This is a genomic window from Gilliamella bombi, assembly GCF_900103255.1.
Classification (GTDB): domain Bacteria; phylum Pseudomonadota; class Gammaproteobacteria; order Enterobacterales; family Orbaceae; genus Gilliamella; species Gilliamella bombi.
In genome coordinates this window covers 62,937-85,462 of sequence record NZ_FMWS01000015.1, presented here as the reverse complement: position 1 = coordinate 85,462, position 22,526 = coordinate 62,937, and the positions used below count along the sequence as shown (strand labels likewise).

Below are 22,526 nucleotides of genomic sequence, written 5' to 3'. Positions count from 1 at the left end.
ATTTAAGATGAGTATAATGATCCTCGTCAACAAATAAGATAAAACATTATTTAGGTATAGCAATCGTAACAATAAGTTGTCGAGAATTTATATTAGTATGGTCACATTGGCAGTTGTATGATGTAGCTAAAAATGTATAAATAAGCTTATAATTAATACAAAAGATCAATAGCCGTAGCTAAACCAAAATAAAAACCTCATTTTTTAAAGAGGCTTTTATTTTATATTTTAATTAAGATTCAGGAGTATCATCATCAGATTTTGTATCAATTGGATCTGATATACCTTGTTTATTCATTTCTTCTAATGATTTAGAACCTGCTAGCTCTGAAGTTTTGATATCCTTTACAATACCCATTTCATCAAAATAGACAACATAGGTTCTTTGACTAACAGCGCCATGCTGCGGTTGTTGACGGAAAACATAATACCAAACACGATCACCAAAGACAGAAGTTAACATTGGTGACCCCATAATAAATACAACCTGTTCTTTATTTTGACCAACTTGTAATAGGTCTATAGCATCTGGTGTTACATAATTACCTTGGTTAATATCAGGTCGATATACCCAACGATCAACAACCGAACAACCAGTTAATAAAACACTCGCTACAATTGTAAAAGAGGTAAACTTACGAAACAGCATCTAACTTTATCCATAAAAAAATAATGATATATATTATCGCTGATATTTTTCATAAGTGCTAGCCAAATTAATAAATTCTTCTACAGTTAGATAATGATTCTGATATCAGTAGGTCCTAACATAAATTATCACTTGACTTTTATTCTTGTATCAACCAACTTAATACTGTCATAATAGACACTATTTTTAAACATCAAAGGTACAAAATGAAACTAGAAACTATAGATCAAAAAGCAAGTTATGCTATCGGTTTGCAAATAGGACAACAACTAAAAGAATCTGGCTTAAATAATTTAGAACTCAACGCATTAAAACTAGCAATGGAAGATGTATTATCGGGTAATCAACCTGCTCTACCTTTACAAGAATTACATGAAGCATTACGCCATGTGCATGAACAAGCAACCAAAGAGAAGGCCAAACAAGCAGAAAAAATTGCTCAAGCAGGTAAAGATTTTCTAGCAGAAAACATTACAAAAGATGGCATTAAATCGACTGAATCAGGTTTACAATACGAAATCATCAAACAAGGCGATGGCGCATTACCTAAAGCAACCGATCGCGTGCAAGTTCATTATACAGGGAAACTAATTGATGGCACAGTATTTGATAGTTCTGTTGAACGTGGACAACCTGCTGAGTTTCCAGTCAATGGTGTGATTAAAGGCTGGGTTGAAGCGTTACAACTTATGCCTGAAGGTTCAAAATGGCGTTTATATATTCCTCAAGAATTAGCTTATGGTGCTCAAGGTGCTGGCGCATCAATTCCACCATACAGTGCATTAATTTTTGATGTTGAATTACTAAAAGTTTTATAAGCAAGAGTGGACGCTACTTGGCGTCCATTTGTTTTGAACGATTATCGTTTAGGAAGATGATAAGCACTAAAAGCCGCCAGTAACAATAAAATACTCGCCGTACCAAACGCAACTAAATGAGTGTGTAAATGATCATAAGCCCATCCACCTAACCATGAACCAATCATCGCACCAATTTGATGTCCCAAATAGGTTAATCCTGAAAGTAGTCCCACAATTTTTACACCATAAATATCAGCGGTAATGGCTCCAGACATCGACAAAGCACCAGCCCAAACCAAACCACCCACTGCTGCAATAGTAAAAAGCTGCCATTTAGTTGATGCTAAAACAAGAGCAATAAAACCTAAACCTCGTATTAAATAGACCATCATTAAAATGTTTTTTCGTTGCACTATATCAGATAAATAACCCAAAACTAAGGTACTAAAAATAGCGACTAAACCAATCAAACCAATACCATTAGAACTAATGATAGGGTCAAATCCATGATCGGTAAGCATTGGGACTCCATGTGTTCCTAATAAATTCATACTGAAGCCACAGGTAAAAAGTCCAAAACTCAGTTGCCAAAATGGACGTGTTTTTAACACATCTATAAGTTTGATACTAGACTCTATTTTTTGATTGATAACAGGCTCTATACTATAGACTTCGATTTCAGATTGATTATCTTTCATAATAAACAAAGCAATAGGCAAAGCGATAATCATAAAAATCACAGCAAATGAAATTAGCGTTGTTTGCCATCCATAAATAGGAATGAAGAAAGCAAAAACAGGTAACATCACTGCAATACCTGCCATACTTCCTGTTGATAAAATAAATAAAGCCAATCCTCTACGCTTGATAAACCAACGTGCCACAATGGGCGTAAAACTGACAGAACCAACAAAGGAAGTACCAAAAGATAACGCAACACCAAAAGATAGAAAAAAGTTCCAATAATCATTTGAGTTAGCTGACCAAACAGTAGAAATAATAATAATGATGGAACCTAATATTAGGACAAAACGAGTACCATATTTACCGACTAAATATCCCGATATTGGCATAGCAATTCCAGAGAAAAGCATACCTATAGCAATGATTCCAGAAAGTACGCTACGACTAAAATTCAGATCATTTGCAATGGGCAGAAAAAAAACCCCCATACTCATTCTTAATCCACTAGAAAGTAAAGTTAGAAAGGAGGCCGCAATAACAATATTCCAACCAAAATACCACGGAGATCGCATAATAAACTCCTGATTATTTTTTATAGAAAACGGTTCAAAAATTCTAGCATTTAAGTTTAGTCGATGTGTATAAGTTATTTATTTTCCGCTATAATATTTATTTATCTATATTCACAAAAAGTTAAGGAAAGTTATATGTCAACAAACATGATTCGTATTGCGATCACTGGTGCTGGTGGCAAAATGGGACGGCAACTTATCCAAGCTGTTTCGCAAATCAAAGGGGTTACCTTAGGAGCAGCATTTGAACGAGCAGGTTCCTCACTAATTGGTAGTGATGCAGGTGAGCTTGCAGGGATCGGTATTTGTGGCATTAAAGTCACCGATAATCTAGAACAAGCTAAAGATCAATTTGACGTATTGATCGATTTTACGCGACCTGAAGGTACACTCGCCCACTTAGCTTTTTGTGTTGAAAATAAAAAAATGATAATCATTGGCACAACTGGTTTTGATGATGCAGGTAAACAAGCTATTGCTGATGCAGCTAAAAACATTGCCATTGTCTTTGCCGCAAACTTCAGTGTCGGTGTTAACTTAGTGCTAAAATTGTTGGAAAAAGCCACCAAAATTATGGGCGGTTATACTGATATCGAAATTATTGAAGCTCATCACCGTCACAAGGTTGATGCGCCGTCTGGTACAGCATTAGCTATGGGTGAAGCAATTGCAGATGCACTTGATTGCAACTTAAAAGATCGTGCAGTTTACTGTCGTGAAGGTCATACAGGGGAAAGACCACAAGGCGCTATTGGCTTTGCAACTATCCGAGCAGGTGACATAGTAGGAGAACATACCGCTATCTTTGCCGATATTGGCGAGCGCATTGAAATTAGTCATAAAGCATCTAGCCGCATGACATTTGCTAATGGTGCTGTTCGAGCCTCGCTCTGGCTTGCCAAACAGCCAGTTGGTTTATACGACATGCGTGATGTTCTAAATCTCAATAATTTGTAATTTGAAAATGTCAGATGAAATTTGGATGCAACATGCACTAGTGCTTGCTAAACGCGCCGAATTGCTTGGAGAAATCCCAGTCGGCGCGGTGATTGTTGATGAAAATAATCAAATTATTGGTGAAGGTTTTAATCAACCCATTAGTAAGCATAATCCCACTGCGCATGCTGAAATGATGGCTATTGAACAAGCAGGTAAATATTTGAATAACTATCGATTGATTAATACAACTCTGTATACCACTCTTGAGCCTTGCATTATGTGTGCTGGAGCCATTATACATAGTCGTATTAAACGCGTAGTATATGGTGCACGTGATTACAAAACTGGCGCAGCAGGTTCTTTTATCGATATTCTTGCTCAGCAAGGCATCAACCATTATGCAGAAGTAACAGGTGGAGTGTTAACTAACGAATGTAGTACTATTTTGAGTGATTTTTTTAAAAAACGGCGTTTACAAAAAAAAGTGACTAAAAATTGTTGTCAAAAAGTTTCAGGTAACTAGGTGTTTGAGTATAAAAAACAAAAATCTATTCCCATGTTAGTTTAATAAAAAATGGGTTCGCTTATTCTTTTTACCAAGGAAAATTGCTAGAATCTCATTTAATTTTTTAAAAATTTAATTTGAGCATTATTAATGAAAAAACACACATTAGAAATGATGATATCTACTGATGATATCCAAAAACGTGTAATTGAGCTAGGCCAACAAATAAGTCAAGATTATCAACATAGCCAAAATGAACTTATTTTAGTTGGACTTTTACGTGGCTCTTTTATTTTTATGGCCGATTTGAGTCGAGCAATTACTGTCGGGCACGAGGTTGATTTTATGACAGCATCAAGCTATGGTAATGCTGTGATTAGTAACCGTGACGTTAAAATCTTAAAGGACTTAGATGAGGATATCCGTGATAAAGATGTATTAATTATCGAAGATATTATAGATACAGGTAATACTCTTAGCAAAGTCATGGCTATTTTAGAATTGCGCCATCCACGCAGTATTGAAATTTGTACGCTATTAGACAAACCCTCTCGCCGTGAAGTAAACGTTCCAGTTAAATATATCGGATTTTCAATTCCTGATGAATTTGTTGTGGGTTATGGTATTGACTATGCTCAGCACTACCGTCACTTACCTTTTATCGGTCATGTAACTTTACTTGAATCTTAATATTATACGAGGTATATGTGTCTCGATTCTCCTGTTCATTAGGTTTACTTTTAGTTATGACAGCTACGACAAGTTATGCTGACATGAAGTTATCCATTAAGGGATTAAAAGGCGATCTTGCAGATAATGTTGAGGCACGAACTTCATTAATTACACCTGACAAAGTTAGTGATACTCCAAATTTTAAGCGTTATTTTGAAAGCGAAACAAAAAAAGCATTACGTGCATTGGGTTACTACTCTCCTAGCTTTGAATATAACGCACAAAACCCAAAAGTTCTTGTTGTTAACGTTTCACCTGGCGAACCCGTATTAGTTGAGCAGCTTAATATTAATATTACTGGTGAGGGGAAACAAGATCCTGATTTTCAATATTTACTTAAAAACAACTTACCAAAAATTGGCGATGTGTTAAATCATGGTATTTATGAATCATTTAAGAAAAGCCTGCAAAATTTATCACTAAAAAAAGGTTACTTTGATGCCAATATGCCTAAACATCAATTAGCTGTATCTATGTCTGATCATCAAGCCTTTTGGAATATTGATTATACAACAGGTAGGCGATATCGATTTGGTAAAGTTACTTTTCATAATGCCAAAATTCGTGATGACTATTTAGCTAATATTGTGCCATTTAAAGACGGTGAGGAATATACAGCTGAACAATTATCATTATTAAATAGACGCCTTACTTCTACAAACTGGTTTAATTCAGTGGTTGTTGTCCCAGATTTTCCTCATCTAACCGAAGATAGAGTTCTTCCCATTGATGTAGAAACCTCACCCCGAAAAAAAAATAATATGGACTTAGGGTTGGGCTTTTCAACAGATAACGGCGTGCATGGTAAGATTGGTTGGAATAAACCTTGGATCAATAGTCGAGGGCAAAGTTTTCAAAGTAACTTATCACTATCTTCGCCAGAACAATTGGTGACCATGAGTTACAAAATCCCTTTAAAAAAATCACCTTTAGAGCAATATTACACTATCCAAGGTGGTTATAAAAAGATAGATAATAATGATACCTACTCACGTTCTTATACGTTCGGGGCTTTACGTAATTGGGATAATTTTTATGGATGGCAAACTTCATTAGGGTTAAATGTGTTAAATGATGACTTTACCCAAGGTGATTCAAGTTTTAAAACATTCTTGTATTACCCATCGCTTAGCATATCAAGAATCCGTTCTGATGGTAATTTATTAGCAATGTGGGGCGATTCACAACGTTATTCTGTTGAATCAGCTGGAGAAGTATTAGGTTCAGATATTAATCTAGTGCGATTTCAAGCACAACAAACTTGGATTCGCTCCTTAAAAAAATCGCATCGATTTATAGCTCGTGGCAATTTTGGCATTATACAAGCGAGCAATTTTGACCGTGTTCCACCATCATTTAGATTTTTTGCTGGTGGTGAACGCAGTATTCGAGGTTACAGTTATCAGTCTATTTCGCCTAAGGATAAAAAAGGTAAATTAAAAGGAGCTTCTAAACTCATCACTGGTTCACTTGAATATCAATATAATTTATCTGGATCATGGTGGGGAGCTGCATTTGTAGATACAGGTGAAGCTATAGATAAAGTTGATAAAACTAAATTTTATACAGGAACTGGTTTTGGCATTCGTTGGGCTTCTCCGGTTGGGCCAATAAAGGTCGATTTAGCAACACCACTTAACAAAGATACAGGTTCAATTCACCTATACATTGGCCTAGGAAGCGAATTATAATATGACTAAATATTCAGCTAGAATTAAAAAAGTAAAAAAATTAAAGCGGATACGTAAATGGAAAAAGCGAAGCATCGCCATTTTATCTGTTATCGCCTTTCTAATTGTTTTTGTTATTTTGTTTATATACACCAGTCTTGGTGTAAAACTAACCACCTATGTTTTAAATAAATTTCTACCTGAGTTAAAAATAACTCAAGTTGAAGGCACCTTTCATGATTTGCATATACAAGGACTTTCGCTTGAATTACCGGGTATTAATGTTCAAGTTAATGATGCTTCATTTTCACTCACAGGACTTTGTTTATTAAAGACTGAAGTCTGCATCAATCAATTCAATGCCAATGGTGTAAATGTTTCAATTAACACTAAAGAAATCGAAAGTTCACCAAGTGAAACTACTATTGATACTACCACCGCAGAGCAACATTTTGTTCTCAAAACTCCATTACCTATAGAGCTTAACAGCACACACCTTACTAATGTAAAAGTCACTGTTGATGATATGCAATTTGGAATGTCTGACTTCACGGGTAAAGCCACATGGGTTAATAATCAGATTCATGTTTATCCTGCTGTTGCTACAGGGTTGAATGCTATTTTTACAGATAATAAAGCAGCAAATGTACCAGTAAAAACGTCCGATACAGATATCGCACTTAATGAAAAAATCGCCCAACTTTTTAATCAACCACTGATTGAATCATTGCCTCAAGTTAATATTCCATTAGATATTAATGTAACTAGTTTAAGAGGGACAAACTGGCTATTACATATGGGGGGGCATGATTACCTATTTGATAACGTTACAATTCAAACCAATATTGTTAATAGCCGTATTATTATAAAACAATTAGATACAGATGCTATAACTCCCTATGCTAGCGGACATGTTTCACTTTCAGGCGAAATCACATTACACGATAACTGGCCTATATTAGCTTTAATAAAAGCAAATACCGAACAAAATCGACTTGATGCACAGTTTTCAGGAAAATTACTTGGTGAGTTGTTAGCTAACATAAACCTTGATGGTTCGAATCAAATGGTGATGAGTGGACACATCAATTTTATTGAAAAATACTTACCTGTAATCACTCAAATTGAAGGTAAGCATATTCAATGGCCAATTGAAGGGCAAGCACAATATCAATTAAATAATTTTTCCACATCAATAAATGGTAATGTAAAGCAGTTTCAAATGTCGGCCAAAGGTATTATTGAAGGGAAAGAATTAATTAATACTTCGTTTGATATTGCTGGCAAAGGAACTAATCAAGAGGCAAGCATTGATCATGGAATCATTAAATTACCTCAAGGTGAAATTAATATAGATGGAAATATAAGTTGGCCACAAGCATTACAATGGGATATCAACATAAAACTAAATAATGTTGATATGTACAAAGAACTACCTAACTATCCGATTCGATTAAATGGTCAATTTAAAACTACAGGCGTACTAGACAAAGATAAATGGACGTTTGATTTTTCCAATCTACAACTAAAAGGTAATATTAACCATGCTAATTTTTTAGCATCTGGTAACGTATATGTTGATTCTGAAAACTTAGCCACTGCAAATAATTTTGTAATCAATTGGGGTAAAAATCAGATCGATTTAAATGGTTCAGCTGAAAAAGGCAACTTACTGGCTAAGCTAAATCTCGAATCATTATCGTTAATAGTTGATGATATGCAAGGTTCAATTGTGGGTAATATAAAACTTAATCGCACACATGATAATGCAATTATAGATACTAATTTAGCCATTAATTCACTGTCTTTTAATACTATCAAAGTAGCTAAAGCTAATCTTACCGGTAAAGTTGAGTATAAAGAACAGGCCAGTGGCAACATTAAACTCACTGGGCAATCAATAGAACTTTCAAGCCAAACTATAAAAAAATTAAATGTAGATTTAACTGGAAGTGAAAGCCAACATATATTAACCGTTAATATTGATGGTGAACCTGCATCACTAAAAACATCGTTAACAGGAAAACTTGATAAAGAACGCACAAAGTGGAACGGAACCATTTCAGGTGCGCTACTCAATTTAAACAAAAATAACAGTTGGCAATTAGCTAAATCTGTTGACTTATCTTATGATGTTAATAATCAAATCCCAACAATTAATGCTCATTGCTGGATTAATGGAAAGTCAAGCATTTGCCTTGATAAGCAATTTTTGTTAGCTAAAAATACCGATACAAGTATCACCTTAAAAAACATTAATCTATCTAGGCTACCAATACCAAATGACGGTGAAACCAAACTTACTGGTAATGTAAATGGAAAAATAACTATTCAATTTAATAATGACAATACAATACCATTAATAAAAGCAAATTTAACAAGTTATGATGTTTATATTCAACAAATGGTTACCTCCCAATCGTTACTATTGCCTTTTGATTTTTTCAAAATAGATGCTGAATTTAATGAACAACAGGCTAAATTGGATTGGAAATTTGGTCTGAATAAATTAGGAAAAATAAACGGTAATCTTGTTATTACTGATCCAATTGAACAAAAAAAATTAAGTGGTCAATTAAGTATTGATCACTTAGCTTTAGCAATTATTAACCCATTATTAGATAGCAAAGACTATGCTAAAGGGGCTATTAATGGTAACGTTAAATTTTCTGGCTCATTAAATGAGCCATTGCTAACAGGAAATATTAACTTACAAAATAGCGAAATCAAATCTAGCCAATTACCAATTGATATTAAATCAGCTAAATTTGACCTCAATTTCAATGGTAAATCATCCACATTAAAAGGTGTTTTAACAACTCAAGCTGGCAATGTTAATATTAATGGTAATGCCAGCTGGAATACTATAGATAAATGGCAAGCCTCGTTAGCTGTTAATGGCGCTGCCATGGAAGTTACTGTGCCACCAATGATTGTTATGTCAATTGTTCCAGATATTAAAATCAATGTAACACAAGATGAATTAACGTTATTAGGTAAAGTTAGCATTCCAAAAGGAAAAATAACAGTTGAATCACTACCAGCATCAAGTGTTGATGTCTCACCAGATGAAGTAATGCTCGATATAAATCGGAAACCTATTAGGCCTCAGGAATTTGGCATTAAGATCAATAGTCATCTTGAAATTGATATTGGTGATAACGTTATTGTCGATGCTTTTGGACTAAAGGCTTCGCTTAAAGGTAGTTTAATTGCGGCACAAACCAATAAAGGACTTGATTTGCATGGTGAAGTTTTGATTCCAACAGGTCGATTCCATGCTTATGGGCAAGATTTAATTATTCATAAAGGCATCATTACTTTTTCAGGATCGGCTGATCAAGCTACACTCGATATAGAAGCAATTCGTAATCCAGAAGCAATGGAAAATAGTAATATTATGGCTGGAATCCGTGTTACAGGATCTTCTGAATCGCCAAAAATTGAAGTATTTTCAGATCCCGCCATGTCACAGCAAGAAGCACTCTCCTACTTAATCCGAGGACAAGGACTCGATAGTACAGAACAAAGCGATAGCGATATGATGACAGCTTTGCTGGTTGGTATTGGCACAGCGAAAACAGGTAAATATATTGGCGATATTGGTAATGTATTTGGTATTAAAAATCTAACACTTGATACGCAAGGTGCCGGTAATAACTCTAAAGTTGTGGTTAGTGGCTACATATTACCTAATTTACAACTTAAATATGGTGTAGGTATATTTGATTCATTGGCCACTTTTACTTTACGTTATCGCCTAATGCCTAGTCTCTATTTAGATGCAACATCAAGTTTAGCTCAAACATTGGATCTGATTTATCAATTCGATTTTTAACATTACCCCAAAGGACTCTATGCCCATTATCTTATGCAGAATCTCAATAGGGTAAAAGGCTAACACCATCCTAGCCTAAAACGTGCTAACTGACGCTTTAACTAAGCTGCATATAAGGTTAGCCATTTCAACGGTAAAAAAGTGCTATCAACATTCGTTTTTGTTTGATATTACATAATTTGTTCCTGTCTGACATGGAGCTACTATTAGGTTATTCTTCAATTTTTTTATCAAACCAAGAATATCCCATTCCCCTTTTCGTGTAAGCATCCTTTACCTGACTACAAGGGTATCCTTCTTTTATTGCTTTTTGTAATTTACTTTCTTTGTTCCAGTCTAATTTTTGAGATTTAACTGCTTCTAATTTATCTATGCATGAGTTATATGTAGTAATAAATTCCGCATTATTTTCTGTATAGAATTTAATGTACTTATCATTTTCTCTTTTCCATGCTTTTTCCCAACTAATACTACAAACTGGTAAAAAAACTAGATCATCTGCACAGTATAGTGATTTTTTTGATTCAATGGTTTGAATATCAGCATTAGCTAATTCATCAGTCGCCTTTTCCTCTAACGCTTTTGCGGCAACACTACAATTAGAACCAGTTCTTTTGTCTAATTTACATAAAGACTGCATTTTTGCTTTAATTTCATTAAAAGATAGTTGTTTTAACTCTTTTTTACCTTCATCTACTTTTTCTTTATAAATCGTTTCCCAAGCTTCACATTTCGGGCTTTTATTAAATGAAAAACTACTTTTACATTCATCTACCTTTAAATATTCGTTAACTGATTCGCCCCACGACATACCATAAATTTGTTTTTTAATAGCACTCATTTCAGAATCTACTGCTTGTTTTCTTTCGTCTTCTTTCCGTTTGTTTTCTAATTCATATTTTATCTTTTTGTCTTTTTTAATTGCAGACATTGCAGCACGACATTCAGGATCTTTTTCTACCTTTTCGATACCGCCTTTATCACTTGCCATAAATGCCTTTTTTAGATCCTGATTACATTGCTCTACTTTTTTATTTGCTGAGTCTATATTGTTTAAATAATATTCTTCGTTTTTTTCTTCACAACCAGTTAAAACCATAGCGGTGGTTAATATAAGTAAAACGTTTTTTAAGGCTTTCATCTATTCTCCTATTTAACTTACTTTTATTTTCATAAATATAGTATAAATAATAAATTATTATTGTTTAATATTTTATATGAATTACCTTATCATTTCTAGAAAATTACTTAATAGTGGAAATTACTCATGTTGTTTATCTAATTTGCAAAAAGACTGTAACAAATATACATACTCACTTATAGCCAACTAACATTTCACGTTTTGAACCAAAGCCTTTTCGTTTTTGAACGATAAATCCTGCATTAATTAAATGACGACGAACAAATCCTGCTGCAGTAAAAGTAGCAAAACTACCACCAGATGCTGTCAGGCTAAAACAATTTTTAAATAAACGTTCTGACCACATATCTGGATTCTTAGCTGGTGAAAACCCATCAAAAAACCAAGCATCAATCAAAACATTTTGCTTTGTTAAAAAATCTGAAAAATTGCTAATATCATCATTACATATCTTTAAACTAACATCGTCAAACTGGAAAGTAGAATCAATTAAAAAAGCCTGAAGTCGTTTTGATAATGAAAGTAATGTTTTATTTTTAAAAAGCACACTATTATGAATCTTTATTAATTCATTTAACGATAACGGGTACTTTTCAACACTAAAAAATGCAAGATGTTTAAGTCTATGATTCGGGTATTGACTTCTAAAATGTAAAAATGTTTCCCATAAAATCAAAAAATTTAGCCCTGAACCAAAGCCTGATTCGCCAACTATAAATGTATCTTGCTTGTGATTCAAAAAACGCTGACGTAAATCATTACCTTCAACAAATACATATCTGGTTTCCTCAATTGCGCCTTCAGTATTAAAATAAACATCATCGAAATAGGTAGAGACAGGAGTTTGATTTTCGTCCCAAGTTATAGTTGGTTTATACATAATCACCCTTTAGAAGAAGCCGTTAACGAACTGTATATTAGCTTAGATTAAGTATATAATACGTAAATTAACTTATGAGGTAAATTATGCTATTTCTTTTTCGCTTAATTAGTGGTGTTATAATTGGTATTATCGTTTGTGTTTTAGGCGTCATTTTTTGCCTATTTAACCCAAGAAATCCCAAAAATGTAGCAAGATTTGCTCATTTATTTAGCTTTCTATTCAAACCTATATTGGGAGTAAAAGTTGATACTCGTACGCCTCCTAATATCAATATAATAGGTAGCTGTATCTATATTGCGAATCATCAAGATAACTATGATATAGTTGTAGCTGGTGATGTTGTGCAACCTAAAACGGTAACAGTAGGTAAAAAAAGTCTGGCTTGGATTCCTTTTTTTGGGCAACTTTATTATCTTACAGGTAACATTCTTATTGACCGTAATAATAAATCAAAAGCTCACGACACAATCGGACAAGTTGTTAATGAAATTAAAAAGCGTGGCATATCTATTTGGATGTTTCCTGAAGGTACTCGTAGCCGTGGACGGGGATTATTACCGTTTAAAACAGGTGCATTTAAAGCTGCCATTGCTGCTGGAGTACCAATTGTGCCAATCTGTGTATCGCAAACCAATAATATTAAATTAAACCGCCTAAATAATGGACATATCATTGTTGAAATGTTAGAACCTATCGAAACCAAAAATCTAGGCAAAGAGGATGCTAGAGCCTTAATGGAAGAGTGCTATAGCCAAATGGCAACTAAAATAGAGCAAATAAATGCTGAAGCAGAACAACTAAACAATCAAAAATAAGTCATGAATAAACAAGATCGTAATTTTGATGATATCAGCAATAAATTTGCACAAAATATTTATGGCACAACCAAAGGTCAAATTCGCGAAGCGGTAGTATGGCAAGAACTAGAAAAAGTTTTAGCTACCTATCCACACAATAAATCATTAAATATTCTAGATGCAGGTGGAGGGCAAGGTCAGATCGCCTGTCGGCTAGCCAAACTTGGGCATCAAGTAACGCTTTGCGATATCTCTGAACAAATGCTAGAACTGGCAAAACAAAAAGCTCAATCCGAAAAGATAAATATAGATTGTCTTTGTTGCTCTATTCAGCAGCTTGATAACTTAATAAACAAACAGTTTGATTTAGTCATTTGTCATGCTGTATTAGAGTGGGTTGCTGAACCAATTGAATTAATAAAATCATTAAAACAACACCTTAAATTTGATGGTTTTTTATCGTTAATGTTTTATAACTATCATGCGCTTTTGTTTAAAACGGTCACATTAGGCAATTTTGGTTACACAAAATCAGGGTTAGCTAAGCGTAAGAAAAAGACACTTTCTCCCGATTATCCAAGAGTTCCAACAGACGTATATCACTGGCTTACACAACTTGATTTTGATATTTTGCAAAAAACAGGGATTCGTATTTTTCATGACTATCTAATCAATAAATCCAAAGCAGAAACTCATTTTGAACAACTATTAGAACTGGAACAAAAATACTGCCAAACTGAACCTTATCTTAATTTAGCAAGATATATTTTAGTTACTGCAAAAAATAAAGTGAATTCATAAAAAACTCGTCTTGCCCATGCTTTTTTAAATGAGCACTCGAAAAATTTATCATAAATCGCTATTATAAGCAGATTAGTTTTATTGATTAAGGAAAATGATCATGATTGTTGTAACAGGCGGCGCAGGGTTTATTGGTAGTAATATTGTTAAAGGTTTGAATGACCTGGGGCACAAAGATATTTTGGTGGTTGATGATCTAACTGACGGCACCAAGTTTTCTAATCTAGCTGATCTAGATATTGCCGATTATATGGACAAAGATGAGTTTATCGCAGCTATTATTAGTCATGACGATCTTAATATTGATGTTGTTTTTCATCAAGGTGCCTGTTCGTCAACCACAGAATGGGATGGCAAGTTTATGATGGAAAATAACTATGACTATTCTAAAGACTTGTTGCATTACTGTCTCGATTTCAATATTCCATTTTTATATGCTTCATCAGCCGCTACTTATGGTGGGCGCAGTGATAACTTTATTGAAGATCGCACTTACGAAAAACCATTAAACGTATATGGATATTCTAAATTCTTATTTGACCAATATGTGAGACAATTACTACCTCAAGCTAATTCGCCAATTTGTGGATTCCGTTATTTTAATGTATATGGACCACGTGAATCACATAAAGGTAGCATGGCAAGTGTCGCATTTCACTTAAATGAACAAATTAATAAAGGTGAAAAACCAAAACTCTTTGCAGGTAGTGAAAACTTTAAACGTGACTTTATTTATGTTGGTGATGTCGTTGCGGTCAATTTATGGTTCTGGAAAAATAAAATATCAGGAATTTATAACTGTGGAACGGGTCGAGCAGAGTCGTTCCAGGCTGTCGCTGATGCGGTTCTTACTTACCATAAAAAAGATGAAATTGATTATATCCCCTTTCCTGAACATCTAAAAGGACGGTATCAAAGCTATACCCAAGCAGATCTGACTAAATTTAGAAAAACTAAATGCCCAATTGAATTTAAGAATGTTGCAGAAGGAACTGCTGAATATATGAAATGGCTCAATGAACAATAAGATGGAATTGATTAAATGAAAACACTCATTATTGGTCCTTCATGGGTTGGCGATATGATGATGTCGCAAAGCCTGTATCGTACATTAAAACAACTTGATTCTAATAACGAAATTGATGTTTTAGCACCGGCTTGGTGTCGAGCGCTATTAAATAAAATGCCAGAAGTGAATCAAGCAATTGCAATGCCATTAGGCCATGGTGAGTTTGCGTTAAAAAAACGTCATAAAATAGGTAAATCACTGCGTGATAACCATTATGATCATGCTTTTGTATTACCTAATTCATTCAAATCAGCACTGATTCCATTTTTTGCCAAAATTCCTAAACGTACAGGTTGGAAAGGCGAGATGCGTTATGGTTTATTAAACGATCTTCGTAAACTTGATAAGCAAGCATTTCCGTTGATGATTGAACGCTATATTGCTCTTGCTTATCCTAATAGACAGATTCATTCGGCTTCCGATTTACCACAACCACTACTATGGCCAAAACTCAATGTCGAACAAGATGAAATAACCCAAGCTCTTTCAACTTTTACTATAACACAAGATGAACCATTAATTGGCTTTTGTCCTGGTGCTGAATTTGGCCCTGCAAAACGCTGGCCCGATTATCATTACGCGGCACTTGCTGATATGCTAGTTAAACAGCACGCTAAAATTATTATTTTTGGGTCCCAAAATGATCGTGAAGTAGGAGAAAAAATTATTGCTAAAATGATACATCGCGATAAATGTATCAATCTAGCAGGTCAAACACAATTAGAACAAGCTGTTAACCTAATTGCTGCTTGTAAAGCCATTGTGACTAATGACTCTGGACTAATGCATGTTGCAGCAGCTTTAGACAGACCACTGGTTGCTCTTTATGGGCCAAGTAGTCCAGATTTTACCCCTCCACTATCAGATAAAGCCGAAGTTATCCGTTTAATTACCGGTTATCACCGCGTCCGTAAAGGCGATGCAGAACAAGGTTACCATCAAAGTCTGATCGATATTAAACCCGATATTGTTTTCGAAACTTTGATGAAACTCATCATGCGCTGTAAAAAGAGTAAAGAATAATGAGAGTATTAGTGGTTAAAACATCATCCATGGGGGATGTACTTCATTCTTTACCGGCATTAACTGATGCGGCTAACAATTTACCAAATATATCCTTTGATTGGGTAGTAGAAGAAAATTTTGCCCAAATACCTAGTTGGCACTTTGCTGTAAACCAAGTGATACCGGTTGCAATAAGACGATGGCGAAAAAATTGGTTCACTAAAGCAATTCGTCAAGAGCGCCATGATTTTATTAATACCTTAAGACGACAACGTTATGATGTGATTATTGATGCACAAGGACTCATTAAAAGTGCGTTTATTATTACTCGTAAAGCACGGGGCATTAAACACGGTTTGGATCGCAAAAGTATCAAAGAACCAATTGCTAGTTGGTTTTATGATGTAAAACACAATGTACCTAAACAAATGCATGCTATTGAGCGCATTAGATTGCTGTTTGCAAAAAGCCTACAATATACATTACCTGATTCAATGGGTGATTATGCTATTGCGCGTCACTTTTTATCTTCATTACCTAACGATAATCAGCAATATCTAATTTTTTTACACGCAACAACACGAGATGAAAAGCACTGGAGCGAAGATGCCTGGCGGAAATTAATTAAATTAGTTGAGCCTACTGGGTTAAAAATAAAATTACCTTGGGGAGCACCACATGAGCAAGCACGAGCAATTCGTCTAGCACAAGGATTCCAACACGTAGAGGTACTTTCCAAGCTTTCACTTTCCGATATAGCAACCGTTATTGCGGGAGCAAAAGCCGTTGTTTCGGTAGATACAGGTTTAAGTCATCTAACTGCTGCATTGGATCGTCCAAATATTACTTTATTTGGCAAAACCGATCCAAAATTGATTGGTGGCTATGGAAAAAATCAATTTAGTATTATCTCAGATGAAAAATGCATGCAAACCATTCAAGCTGAACAAGTTTATAAACAATTAGTTAGCTTTTTATAAGTGGAATAAAAAGAAATGAATTTAATGAATAAATATAGCGATCTTATTTATGAAAAATACGCACAAATTGGCAGTAATGATCTCGGTTATATTGATGATGCCTTAGGCGCTGTTATGCAAGTGTTAGACGAAGTTGTTCGTAACGAAAATGTCCCACAAGAACTAAAAGATAAAGCCGCTTATGCAGCGGCTAATTTACTGATCAGCGACTTTGATGTTAAATAGTGGTTGGTAAATTAATAATAAAACGGGTTGATTGCTCATCAGACTCAGCGTAAATTGAACCTTTATGTGCTTCAATAATGGATTTGACGATAGCAAGCCCTATTCCTGTACCTGAATTATCATTACGATGACGTGATTCGTCAACTCGATAAAACCGATCAAAAAGGTGTGGCAAATGTTTACTATCAACTTTCTTGCCTGGATTCGAAATGATGATTCGAACTCGCTTTTCACTTACTTGACTTAAAATTATAGTGATAGTCTGATTTTCAGGTGTATAACGAATTGCATTGGATAAAATATTACTGATTGCCCTTCTTAACATCATCTTATCACCTTGAATATGGGAACAATTTCCTTCAAGATTAAAGGCAATATTCTTCTCGTCGGTAAGTGGCTCAAAATATTCACACATCATTGTGATCAAGCTATGTAAATCAATATCGATTAAATTAGGCACCAATTGACGATTATCTGCTTGTGCTAAAAATAACATATCAGAAATCATCTGTGACATTTTTTCGTATTCTTCTAAATTTGAATATAATATCTCGCGATATTCATTAGTTGTTCTGGCATTACTCAGTACTATTTGCGTTTGAGTTGTTAAATTGGTAATAGGTGTTCGCATCTCATGAGCGATATCTGCTGTAAAATTACGTTGCCGCTGAAACACATCCTCTATCCGATTAAGCATCTCATTGAATGCTTTCACTAAACTAACATATTTAATTGGTACTAAAGAAGCAGGAATACGGTAATTTAGACTTTTAAAATTAACTTTTTCGATCTTTTTAATCAACCGATTAATTGGTTTTTGGGTAAAATAGACACTGACAAAAGAACCAATTAAGGCCAAAATACAAGCAATAGCAATAAGCAAGCCTAAACCATCGTGTAATCGCCGAATGAATTCGAGATGTAAATCACGACCAACAGCAACTATAGTGGTATATTGTCTACCATTTTCAATCGAAACTCGTGAAGCGGCAATTCGATATGATGCTTTATCTTGATTCCAAATAGCGGTACTGTGATTTGCAATAATGGTATCAAAATCAATATGATTTTTAGCAACGGTTAGATTAGGACCACGTGTTCGATAAACAATTTTACCTTTCTCATCAATAACATAAACAAATAGGCGATGATGTCCTGTCAAAATTAATAATAAATTTTGAATAAATTCGTCACGATTCTCATCTGGAGAATAATAAACTAATTCACGTTCTATAGAATCAATAACCGAATTAAGTTCAGACACATTTTGTTGGATTGAAATTTTTTCAAAAGAACGTTCAATAAAAAAACTAAAACAATAAAGTAAACCGCAGGTTAATAAACAAACAATAAGAGGCAAGCGAAATGATATTAACTTATTCTGTTTCATCCAAGACATCTAACTTATACCCCATTCCACGGACTGTATGAATCAATTTTGGCTCGAAATCAGCATCAATTTTATTACGCAATCTCCGAATTGCAACATCAATCACATTAGTATCACTATCAAAATTCATATCCCAAACTTGAGATGCAATTAATGATCGTGGTAATACTTCCCCCGGATAACGTAAAAAATATTCTAATAACAAAAATTCTTTATTGGTTAAATCAATGCGTTTATCTCCACGTGTTACCATACGTTTAGGAAGATCCATGACCAGATCTGCAATACTCAATTGGGAATTATTGACTTGAGGGACATTACGTCGGAGCATAGATTTCAAACGAGCTAATAACTCAGCAAACGAAAAAGGTTTTACTAGATAATCATCAGCACCTAAGTTTAGGCCTTTAACTTTATCATCCACACTTCCCATAGCGGTAAGTAACATGATAGGTGTCTCTTTGCCTGCTTCACGCAGTGACTGAACAATTTTCCAACCAACTATATCGGGCAACATCACATCTAAAATAATTAGATCATAATCTTCTGTCATGGCTCTATGATAACCATCAAGACCATTATTTGTTAAATCAACAACAAACCCAGATTCAACTAAACCTTGACGAAGATACTCACCTGTTTTTTGCTCATCTTCAACTACTAACAATTTCATACTTGAATATTTCCTTTGTTATTTGTCTGGTTGTCGTAATTGCATAACACAGCTATAGAATAAATGATAAACACCAAACCAATCATGATGGTTTAATGACTATTTTGTAATCATAATGTCATTAATTAGTTGGTTTATCTTTGTTATAGTAGCTACACAATGATTCATGAGGCTAGACATTATTGTTTCATTGTTTTATTTCCTTTCATCCATTCCTTGCAATTTAATGCAGCCCTAGTTTATCTAGGGTTTTTTTTTGTTATAGATCGATGCAAGTTTACATACACCCGAAACAACAATTAGTTAGGTACGAATTGAGTATATTTTAACAAAAATACTCTACATTGAATATTACTTCCTTTTACTTTTTATACAACACAATACCCGTCTCGACATGATCTGTATAAGGAAATTGATCAAACATAGCAAAATGTTGAATTGAATGTGTTTTAGTCAATAACTGTAAATTGTCACGCAATGTATTAGGATTACACGAAATATAAATAATTTTTTTATAGGTTTTTAATATATTAATGGTATTTAAATCCACTCCCCCACGTGGTGGATCAACAAGTACCGTATCACATTGATATTCATCCAAATTGATTCCTTTTAAACGATTAAACTCTCGTTCTTTTTTAATTGCACTAGTAAATTCTTCGGCTGACAACCGTACAATATCAAGATTATCAATTTGATTAACTAAAATATTATGCTGAGCTGAATAAACAGACGCTTTAGCTATTTCAGTAGCCAATACTTTGCGAAAGTTTTGTGCTAGAGCAATTGAAAAGTTACCATTACCACAATAAAATTCGAGTAAATCACCAGTTGAATTTTTGGTAACCGATATGGCCCACTGTAGCATTTTAATATTTACGGCAACATTTGGTTGAGTAAAACTATTTTCAATTTGTCGATAAATAAACGTTTTATCCATTACTGGCAACACTTCATCAACATAATCCACATCAATGGCTATTTTTTGATTACTTGCTCGCCCTACAATATTAGCAACTACTCCATGTTCAGCTAATTGAGTTTTTAATTTTTTTGCTTCTATAATCCATCCATCACTTAACTTTTTATGATATAAAAGCGTAATTAATAGCTGACCACTTAAAGTCGAAAAATAATCAATTTGAAACAGCATATGGCGAAGTAACAAATTATGTTGTAACAAAGGTAAAATGGTTTGCATTGCTTGATTAATTAGTTTTGTTGCAATAGGAAATTCATCAACCCGTATTCGTTTTTTTGTTTTTTTATCATACATAATATGATAAAGATCTTCACCATCATGCCAGATCCTAAACTCAGCACGCATACGATAATGACTAATAGGTGAACAATATACCGATAATTCGGGCAGTGAAAAATCTGATAATAATGCTTTTAAATTATCTACTTTTTTTTTCAACTGTTGATTATAATTATCATTCGAGAAACATTCAGTCATATTCATTATCTGATAGTTATTAAAGAAGTATTATTTAATATGGAAATTTGAGCCAATCCGTGTTAAGCCACAAAATAATTAAACATTAATTATTTAAACCAATTTAGCCTCGGTAGCATAAATAATCATTATGCATGTTATCGCAAACGGATGCGTATCTTATCACAAACAGCTAACAATGATAAGTTTTGCTTAAATAAAACATCTAATTTTAGACATAAAACTATATTTTACACTGCAATAACTACCTTACAATTAATCGCACCATAAAAATAAAATAATATTCCATCACATTTTTATTGATTGTAGTTACAACGATTAACGTTATAATGTGCCTTATAATTTTAGATGAAAAGAACACTATGACTACACACACTTTTTCTGGTTTAGAATTAGATGATATTTTAATTCACAATCTCCAAACACAAAATATAAATACTCCAACCGTAATCCAAACACAAACAATCCCTGTTGCTTTAGATGGCAAAGATATTTTAGGTTCTGCACCAACAGGCACAGGTAAAACGCTAGCTTTTTTAATTCCGGCCGTACAACATCTACTCGATTTTCCACGCCGTAAACCAGGTCCACCACGAATTTTGATTTTAACGCCAACGCGTGAACTAGCCATGCAAATTGCTGAACAAGCCAGATTATTAACCGAATCAACAAATTTAAGCATTGCAACTATAACTGGCGGTGTTGCTTATATGAATCACGCTGAAGTGTTTAGTAAAAACCAAGATATTGTTATTGCTACAACAGGCCGATTATTACAGTATATAAAAGAAGAGAACTTTGATTGCCGAGCGGTTGAAATACTTATTTTAGACGAAGCTGATCGGATGTTAGACATGGGTTTTTCACAAGATGTCGAAATGATATCTGCCGAAACCCGTTGGCGTAAACAAACTTTATTATTTTCTGCCACCCTGGAAGGTGAAGGACTGCATAACTTTGCTAGCCGCATTTTGACTGATCCAATCGAAATCAATGCCGAGCCTTCACGTAAAGAGCGTAAAAAAATCCTGCAATTTTATTATCGTGCCGATGATTTAACTCATAAAGTGGCACTTCTTATTCACTTATTAAAACAAGAACAATTAAAAAAAACGATTGTATTTGTTCGTAAACGCGAACGTGTGCATGAATTAGTTAGCTTACTACACCAAGCTGGTATCCATAGCTGCTATTTAGAAGGTGAAATGGTACAAGCAAAACGCAACGAAGCAATAAAAAGGATCAGCAATAATACTGTCAATGTACTTGTAGCAACCGATGTTGCTGCACGAGGTATTGATATTGACAATATTACTCATGTTATTAATTTTGATGCACCCAAAACTGCCGATGTATATTTACACAGAATTGGACGCACCGCTCGAGCAGGAAAAAAAGGCACAGCTATTATGCTAGTCGAAGCGCATGATAATGAATTACTGCAAAAAATTGAGCGCTATATTAAAGAACCAATCAAATTAAGAACGATTGATGAATTACGCCCTAAAACTAAAGCACCAAAACCAGTAACTAAGAAAAAACATTCACAAAAAGCAAAACAAAAAAGTGCGAACAAAAAGCAAGAACAAGTAAAAAAGAAAAAGATAAAACAACGCTATCGAGACACAAAAAATAAAGGCAAACCGAAAATCAATAACTAATACCGAATAATAATCACAACTTAATAGCTTAAACTTATGATACCAATCGTTTA

The 22,526-nt window shown here is 34.1% G+C and carries 20 protein-coding genes; 13 read left to right on the top strand and 7 right to left on the bottom strand.

The window, feature by feature from the left end; genetic code table 11:
• Positions 1–232: 232 nt before the first annotated feature.
• The gene (gene bamE / locus B9N71_RS03730; RefSeq protein ID WP_065574933.1) at positions 233–649 is read right to left on the bottom strand and encodes an outer membrane protein assembly factor BamE; all 417 of its coding nucleotides are present in this window, start codon (positions 647–649) and stop codon (positions 233–235) included.
• 206 nt (positions 650–855) lie between these two features.
• On the opposite strand from bamE, the gene bamJ reads away from it, so the two are divergent.
• On the top strand, positions 856–1,467 hold the full coding sequence (gene bamJ / locus B9N71_RS03725) for a BamJ family beta-barrel-assembly machinery protein (protein ID WP_085164206.1): 612 nt from the start codon (positions 856–858) through the stop codon (positions 1,465–1,467).
• A 41-nt stretch (positions 1,468–1,508) separates the two neighbouring features.
• Here bamJ and B9N71_RS03720 read toward each other — a convergent pair whose 3' ends face one another.
• Positions 1,509–2,705: an MFS transporter gene (locus tag B9N71_RS03720; protein ID WP_085164204.1), complete on the bottom strand. Its 1,197-nt coding sequence runs from the start codon at positions 2,703–2,705 to the stop codon at positions 1,509–1,511.
• A 135-nt stretch (positions 2,706–2,840) separates the two neighbouring features.
• Between B9N71_RS03720 and dapB the strand changes: the two genes are divergently transcribed.
• The 5 genes from dapB to tamB all read left to right on the top strand — a co-directional run bounded on the left by dapB (position 2,841) and on the right by tamB (position 10,389).
• Positions 2,841–3,662, top strand: coding sequence for a 4-hydroxy-tetrahydrodipicolinate reductase (gene dapB / locus B9N71_RS03715; RefSeq protein ID WP_085164202.1), 822 nt, complete (start codon positions 2,841–2,843; stop codon positions 3,660–3,662).
• Between the two features lie 7 nt (positions 3,663–3,669).
• Positions 3,670–4,167, top strand: coding sequence for a tRNA adenosine(34) deaminase TadA (gene tadA, locus B9N71_RS03710; protein ID WP_085164200.1), 498 nt, complete (start codon positions 3,670–3,672; stop codon positions 4,165–4,167).
• 132 nt (positions 4,168–4,299) lie between these two features.
• Positions 4,300–4,839 (top strand): hypoxanthine phosphoribosyltransferase, encoded by a 540-nt coding sequence (gene hpt, locus B9N71_RS03705; RefSeq protein WP_085164198.1) that lies wholly within the window; start codon positions 4,300–4,302, stop codon positions 4,837–4,839.
• 56 nt (positions 4,840–4,895) lie between these two features.
• A complete protein-coding gene (gene tamA, locus B9N71_RS03700; protein ID WP_085164196.1) occupies positions 4,896–6,572 on the top strand; it encodes an autotransporter assembly complex protein TamA in 1,677 nt (558 codons plus the stop codon).
• 1 nt (position 6,573) lies between these two features.
• The gene (tamB, locus tag B9N71_RS03695; RefSeq protein ID WP_085164194.1) at positions 6,574–10,389 is read left to right on the top strand and encodes an autotransporter assembly complex protein TamB; all 3,816 of its coding nucleotides are present in this window, start codon (positions 6,574–6,576) and stop codon (positions 10,387–10,389) included.
• A 211-nt stretch (positions 10,390–10,600) separates the two neighbouring features.
• Here tamB and B9N71_RS03690 read toward each other — a convergent pair whose 3' ends face one another.
• Positions 10,601–11,530 (bottom strand): hypothetical protein, encoded by a 930-nt coding sequence (locus tag B9N71_RS03690; protein WP_085164192.1) that lies wholly within the window; start codon positions 11,528–11,530, stop codon positions 10,601–10,603.
• A gap of 172 nt (positions 11,531–11,702) precedes the next feature.
• Positions 11,703–12,410: a tRNA (5-methylaminomethyl-2-thiouridine)(34)-methyltransferase MnmC2 gene (gene mnmC2 / locus B9N71_RS03685; RefSeq protein ID WP_085164190.1), complete on the bottom strand. Its 708-nt coding sequence runs from the start codon at positions 12,408–12,410 to the stop codon at positions 11,703–11,705.
• An 86-nt stretch (positions 12,411–12,496) separates the two neighbouring features.
• Between mnmC2 and B9N71_RS03680 the strand changes: the two genes are divergently transcribed.
• The 6 genes from B9N71_RS03680 to B9N71_RS03655 all read left to right on the top strand — a co-directional run bounded on the left by B9N71_RS03680 (position 12,497) and on the right by B9N71_RS03655 (position 17,290).
• Positions 12,497–13,228: a 1-acylglycerol-3-phosphate O-acyltransferase gene (locus B9N71_RS03680; RefSeq protein ID WP_085164188.1), complete on the top strand. Its 732-nt coding sequence runs from the start codon at positions 12,497–12,499 to the stop codon at positions 13,226–13,228.
• 3 nt (positions 13,229–13,231) lie between these two features.
• Positions 13,232–14,011, top strand: a complete 780-nt coding sequence (locus tag B9N71_RS03675; RefSeq protein ID WP_065589170.1) for a methyltransferase domain-containing protein — start codon at positions 13,232–13,234, stop codon at positions 14,009–14,011.
• Between the two features lie 100 nt (positions 14,012–14,111).
• Positions 14,112–15,038, top strand: a complete 927-nt coding sequence (gene rfaD / locus B9N71_RS03670; RefSeq protein WP_085164186.1) for an ADP-glyceromanno-heptose 6-epimerase — start codon at positions 14,112–14,114, stop codon at positions 15,036–15,038.
• 15 nt (positions 15,039–15,053) lie between these two features.
• Positions 15,054–16,103, top strand: coding sequence for an ADP-heptose--LPS heptosyltransferase RfaF (gene rfaF / locus B9N71_RS03665; protein ID WP_085164184.1), 1,050 nt, complete (start codon positions 15,054–15,056; stop codon positions 16,101–16,103).
• Positions 16,103–17,065, top strand: coding sequence for a lipopolysaccharide heptosyltransferase RfaC (rfaC, locus tag B9N71_RS03660; RefSeq protein ID WP_085164182.1), 963 nt, complete (start codon positions 16,103–16,105; stop codon positions 17,063–17,065). Before rfaF ends, rfaC begins: the two co-directional genes overlap by 1 nt.
• 24 nt (positions 17,066–17,089) lie before the next feature.
• Positions 17,090–17,290: a YaeP family protein gene (locus B9N71_RS03655; RefSeq protein ID WP_065560145.1), complete on the top strand. Its 201-nt coding sequence runs from the start codon at positions 17,090–17,092 to the stop codon at positions 17,288–17,290.
• On the opposite strand, the gene B9N71_RS03650 is transcribed toward B9N71_RS03655, so the two are convergent.
• The 3 genes from B9N71_RS03650 to trmA form a co-directional block, all read right to left on the bottom strand.
• The gene (locus B9N71_RS03650; protein ID WP_085164180.1) at positions 17,283–18,689 is read right to left on the bottom strand and encodes a heavy metal sensor histidine kinase; all 1,407 of its coding nucleotides are present in this window, start codon (positions 18,687–18,689) and stop codon (positions 17,283–17,285) included. The two genes, B9N71_RS03655 and B9N71_RS03650, sit on opposite strands and share 8 nt — an antisense overlap.
• The gene (locus B9N71_RS03645) at positions 18,667–19,353 is read right to left on the bottom strand and encodes a heavy metal response regulator transcription factor (RefSeq protein WP_085164178.1); all 687 of its coding nucleotides are present in this window, start codon (positions 19,351–19,353) and stop codon (positions 18,667–18,669) included. Before B9N71_RS03645 ends, B9N71_RS03650 begins: the two co-directional genes overlap by 23 nt.
• Positions 19,354–19,714: 361 nt before the next feature.
• On the bottom strand, positions 19,715–20,812 hold the full coding sequence (trmA, locus tag B9N71_RS03640) for a tRNA (uridine(54)-C5)-methyltransferase TrmA (protein WP_143422014.1): 1,098 nt from the start codon (positions 20,810–20,812) through the stop codon (positions 19,715–19,717).
• 362 nt (positions 20,813–21,174) lie between these two features.
• On the opposite strand from trmA, the gene srmB reads away from it, so the two are divergent.
• Positions 21,175–22,473, top strand: a complete 1,299-nt coding sequence (srmB, locus tag B9N71_RS03635; protein WP_085164174.1) for an ATP-dependent RNA helicase SrmB — start codon at positions 21,175–21,177, stop codon at positions 22,471–22,473.
• Positions 22,474–22,526 lie beyond the last annotated feature (53 nt).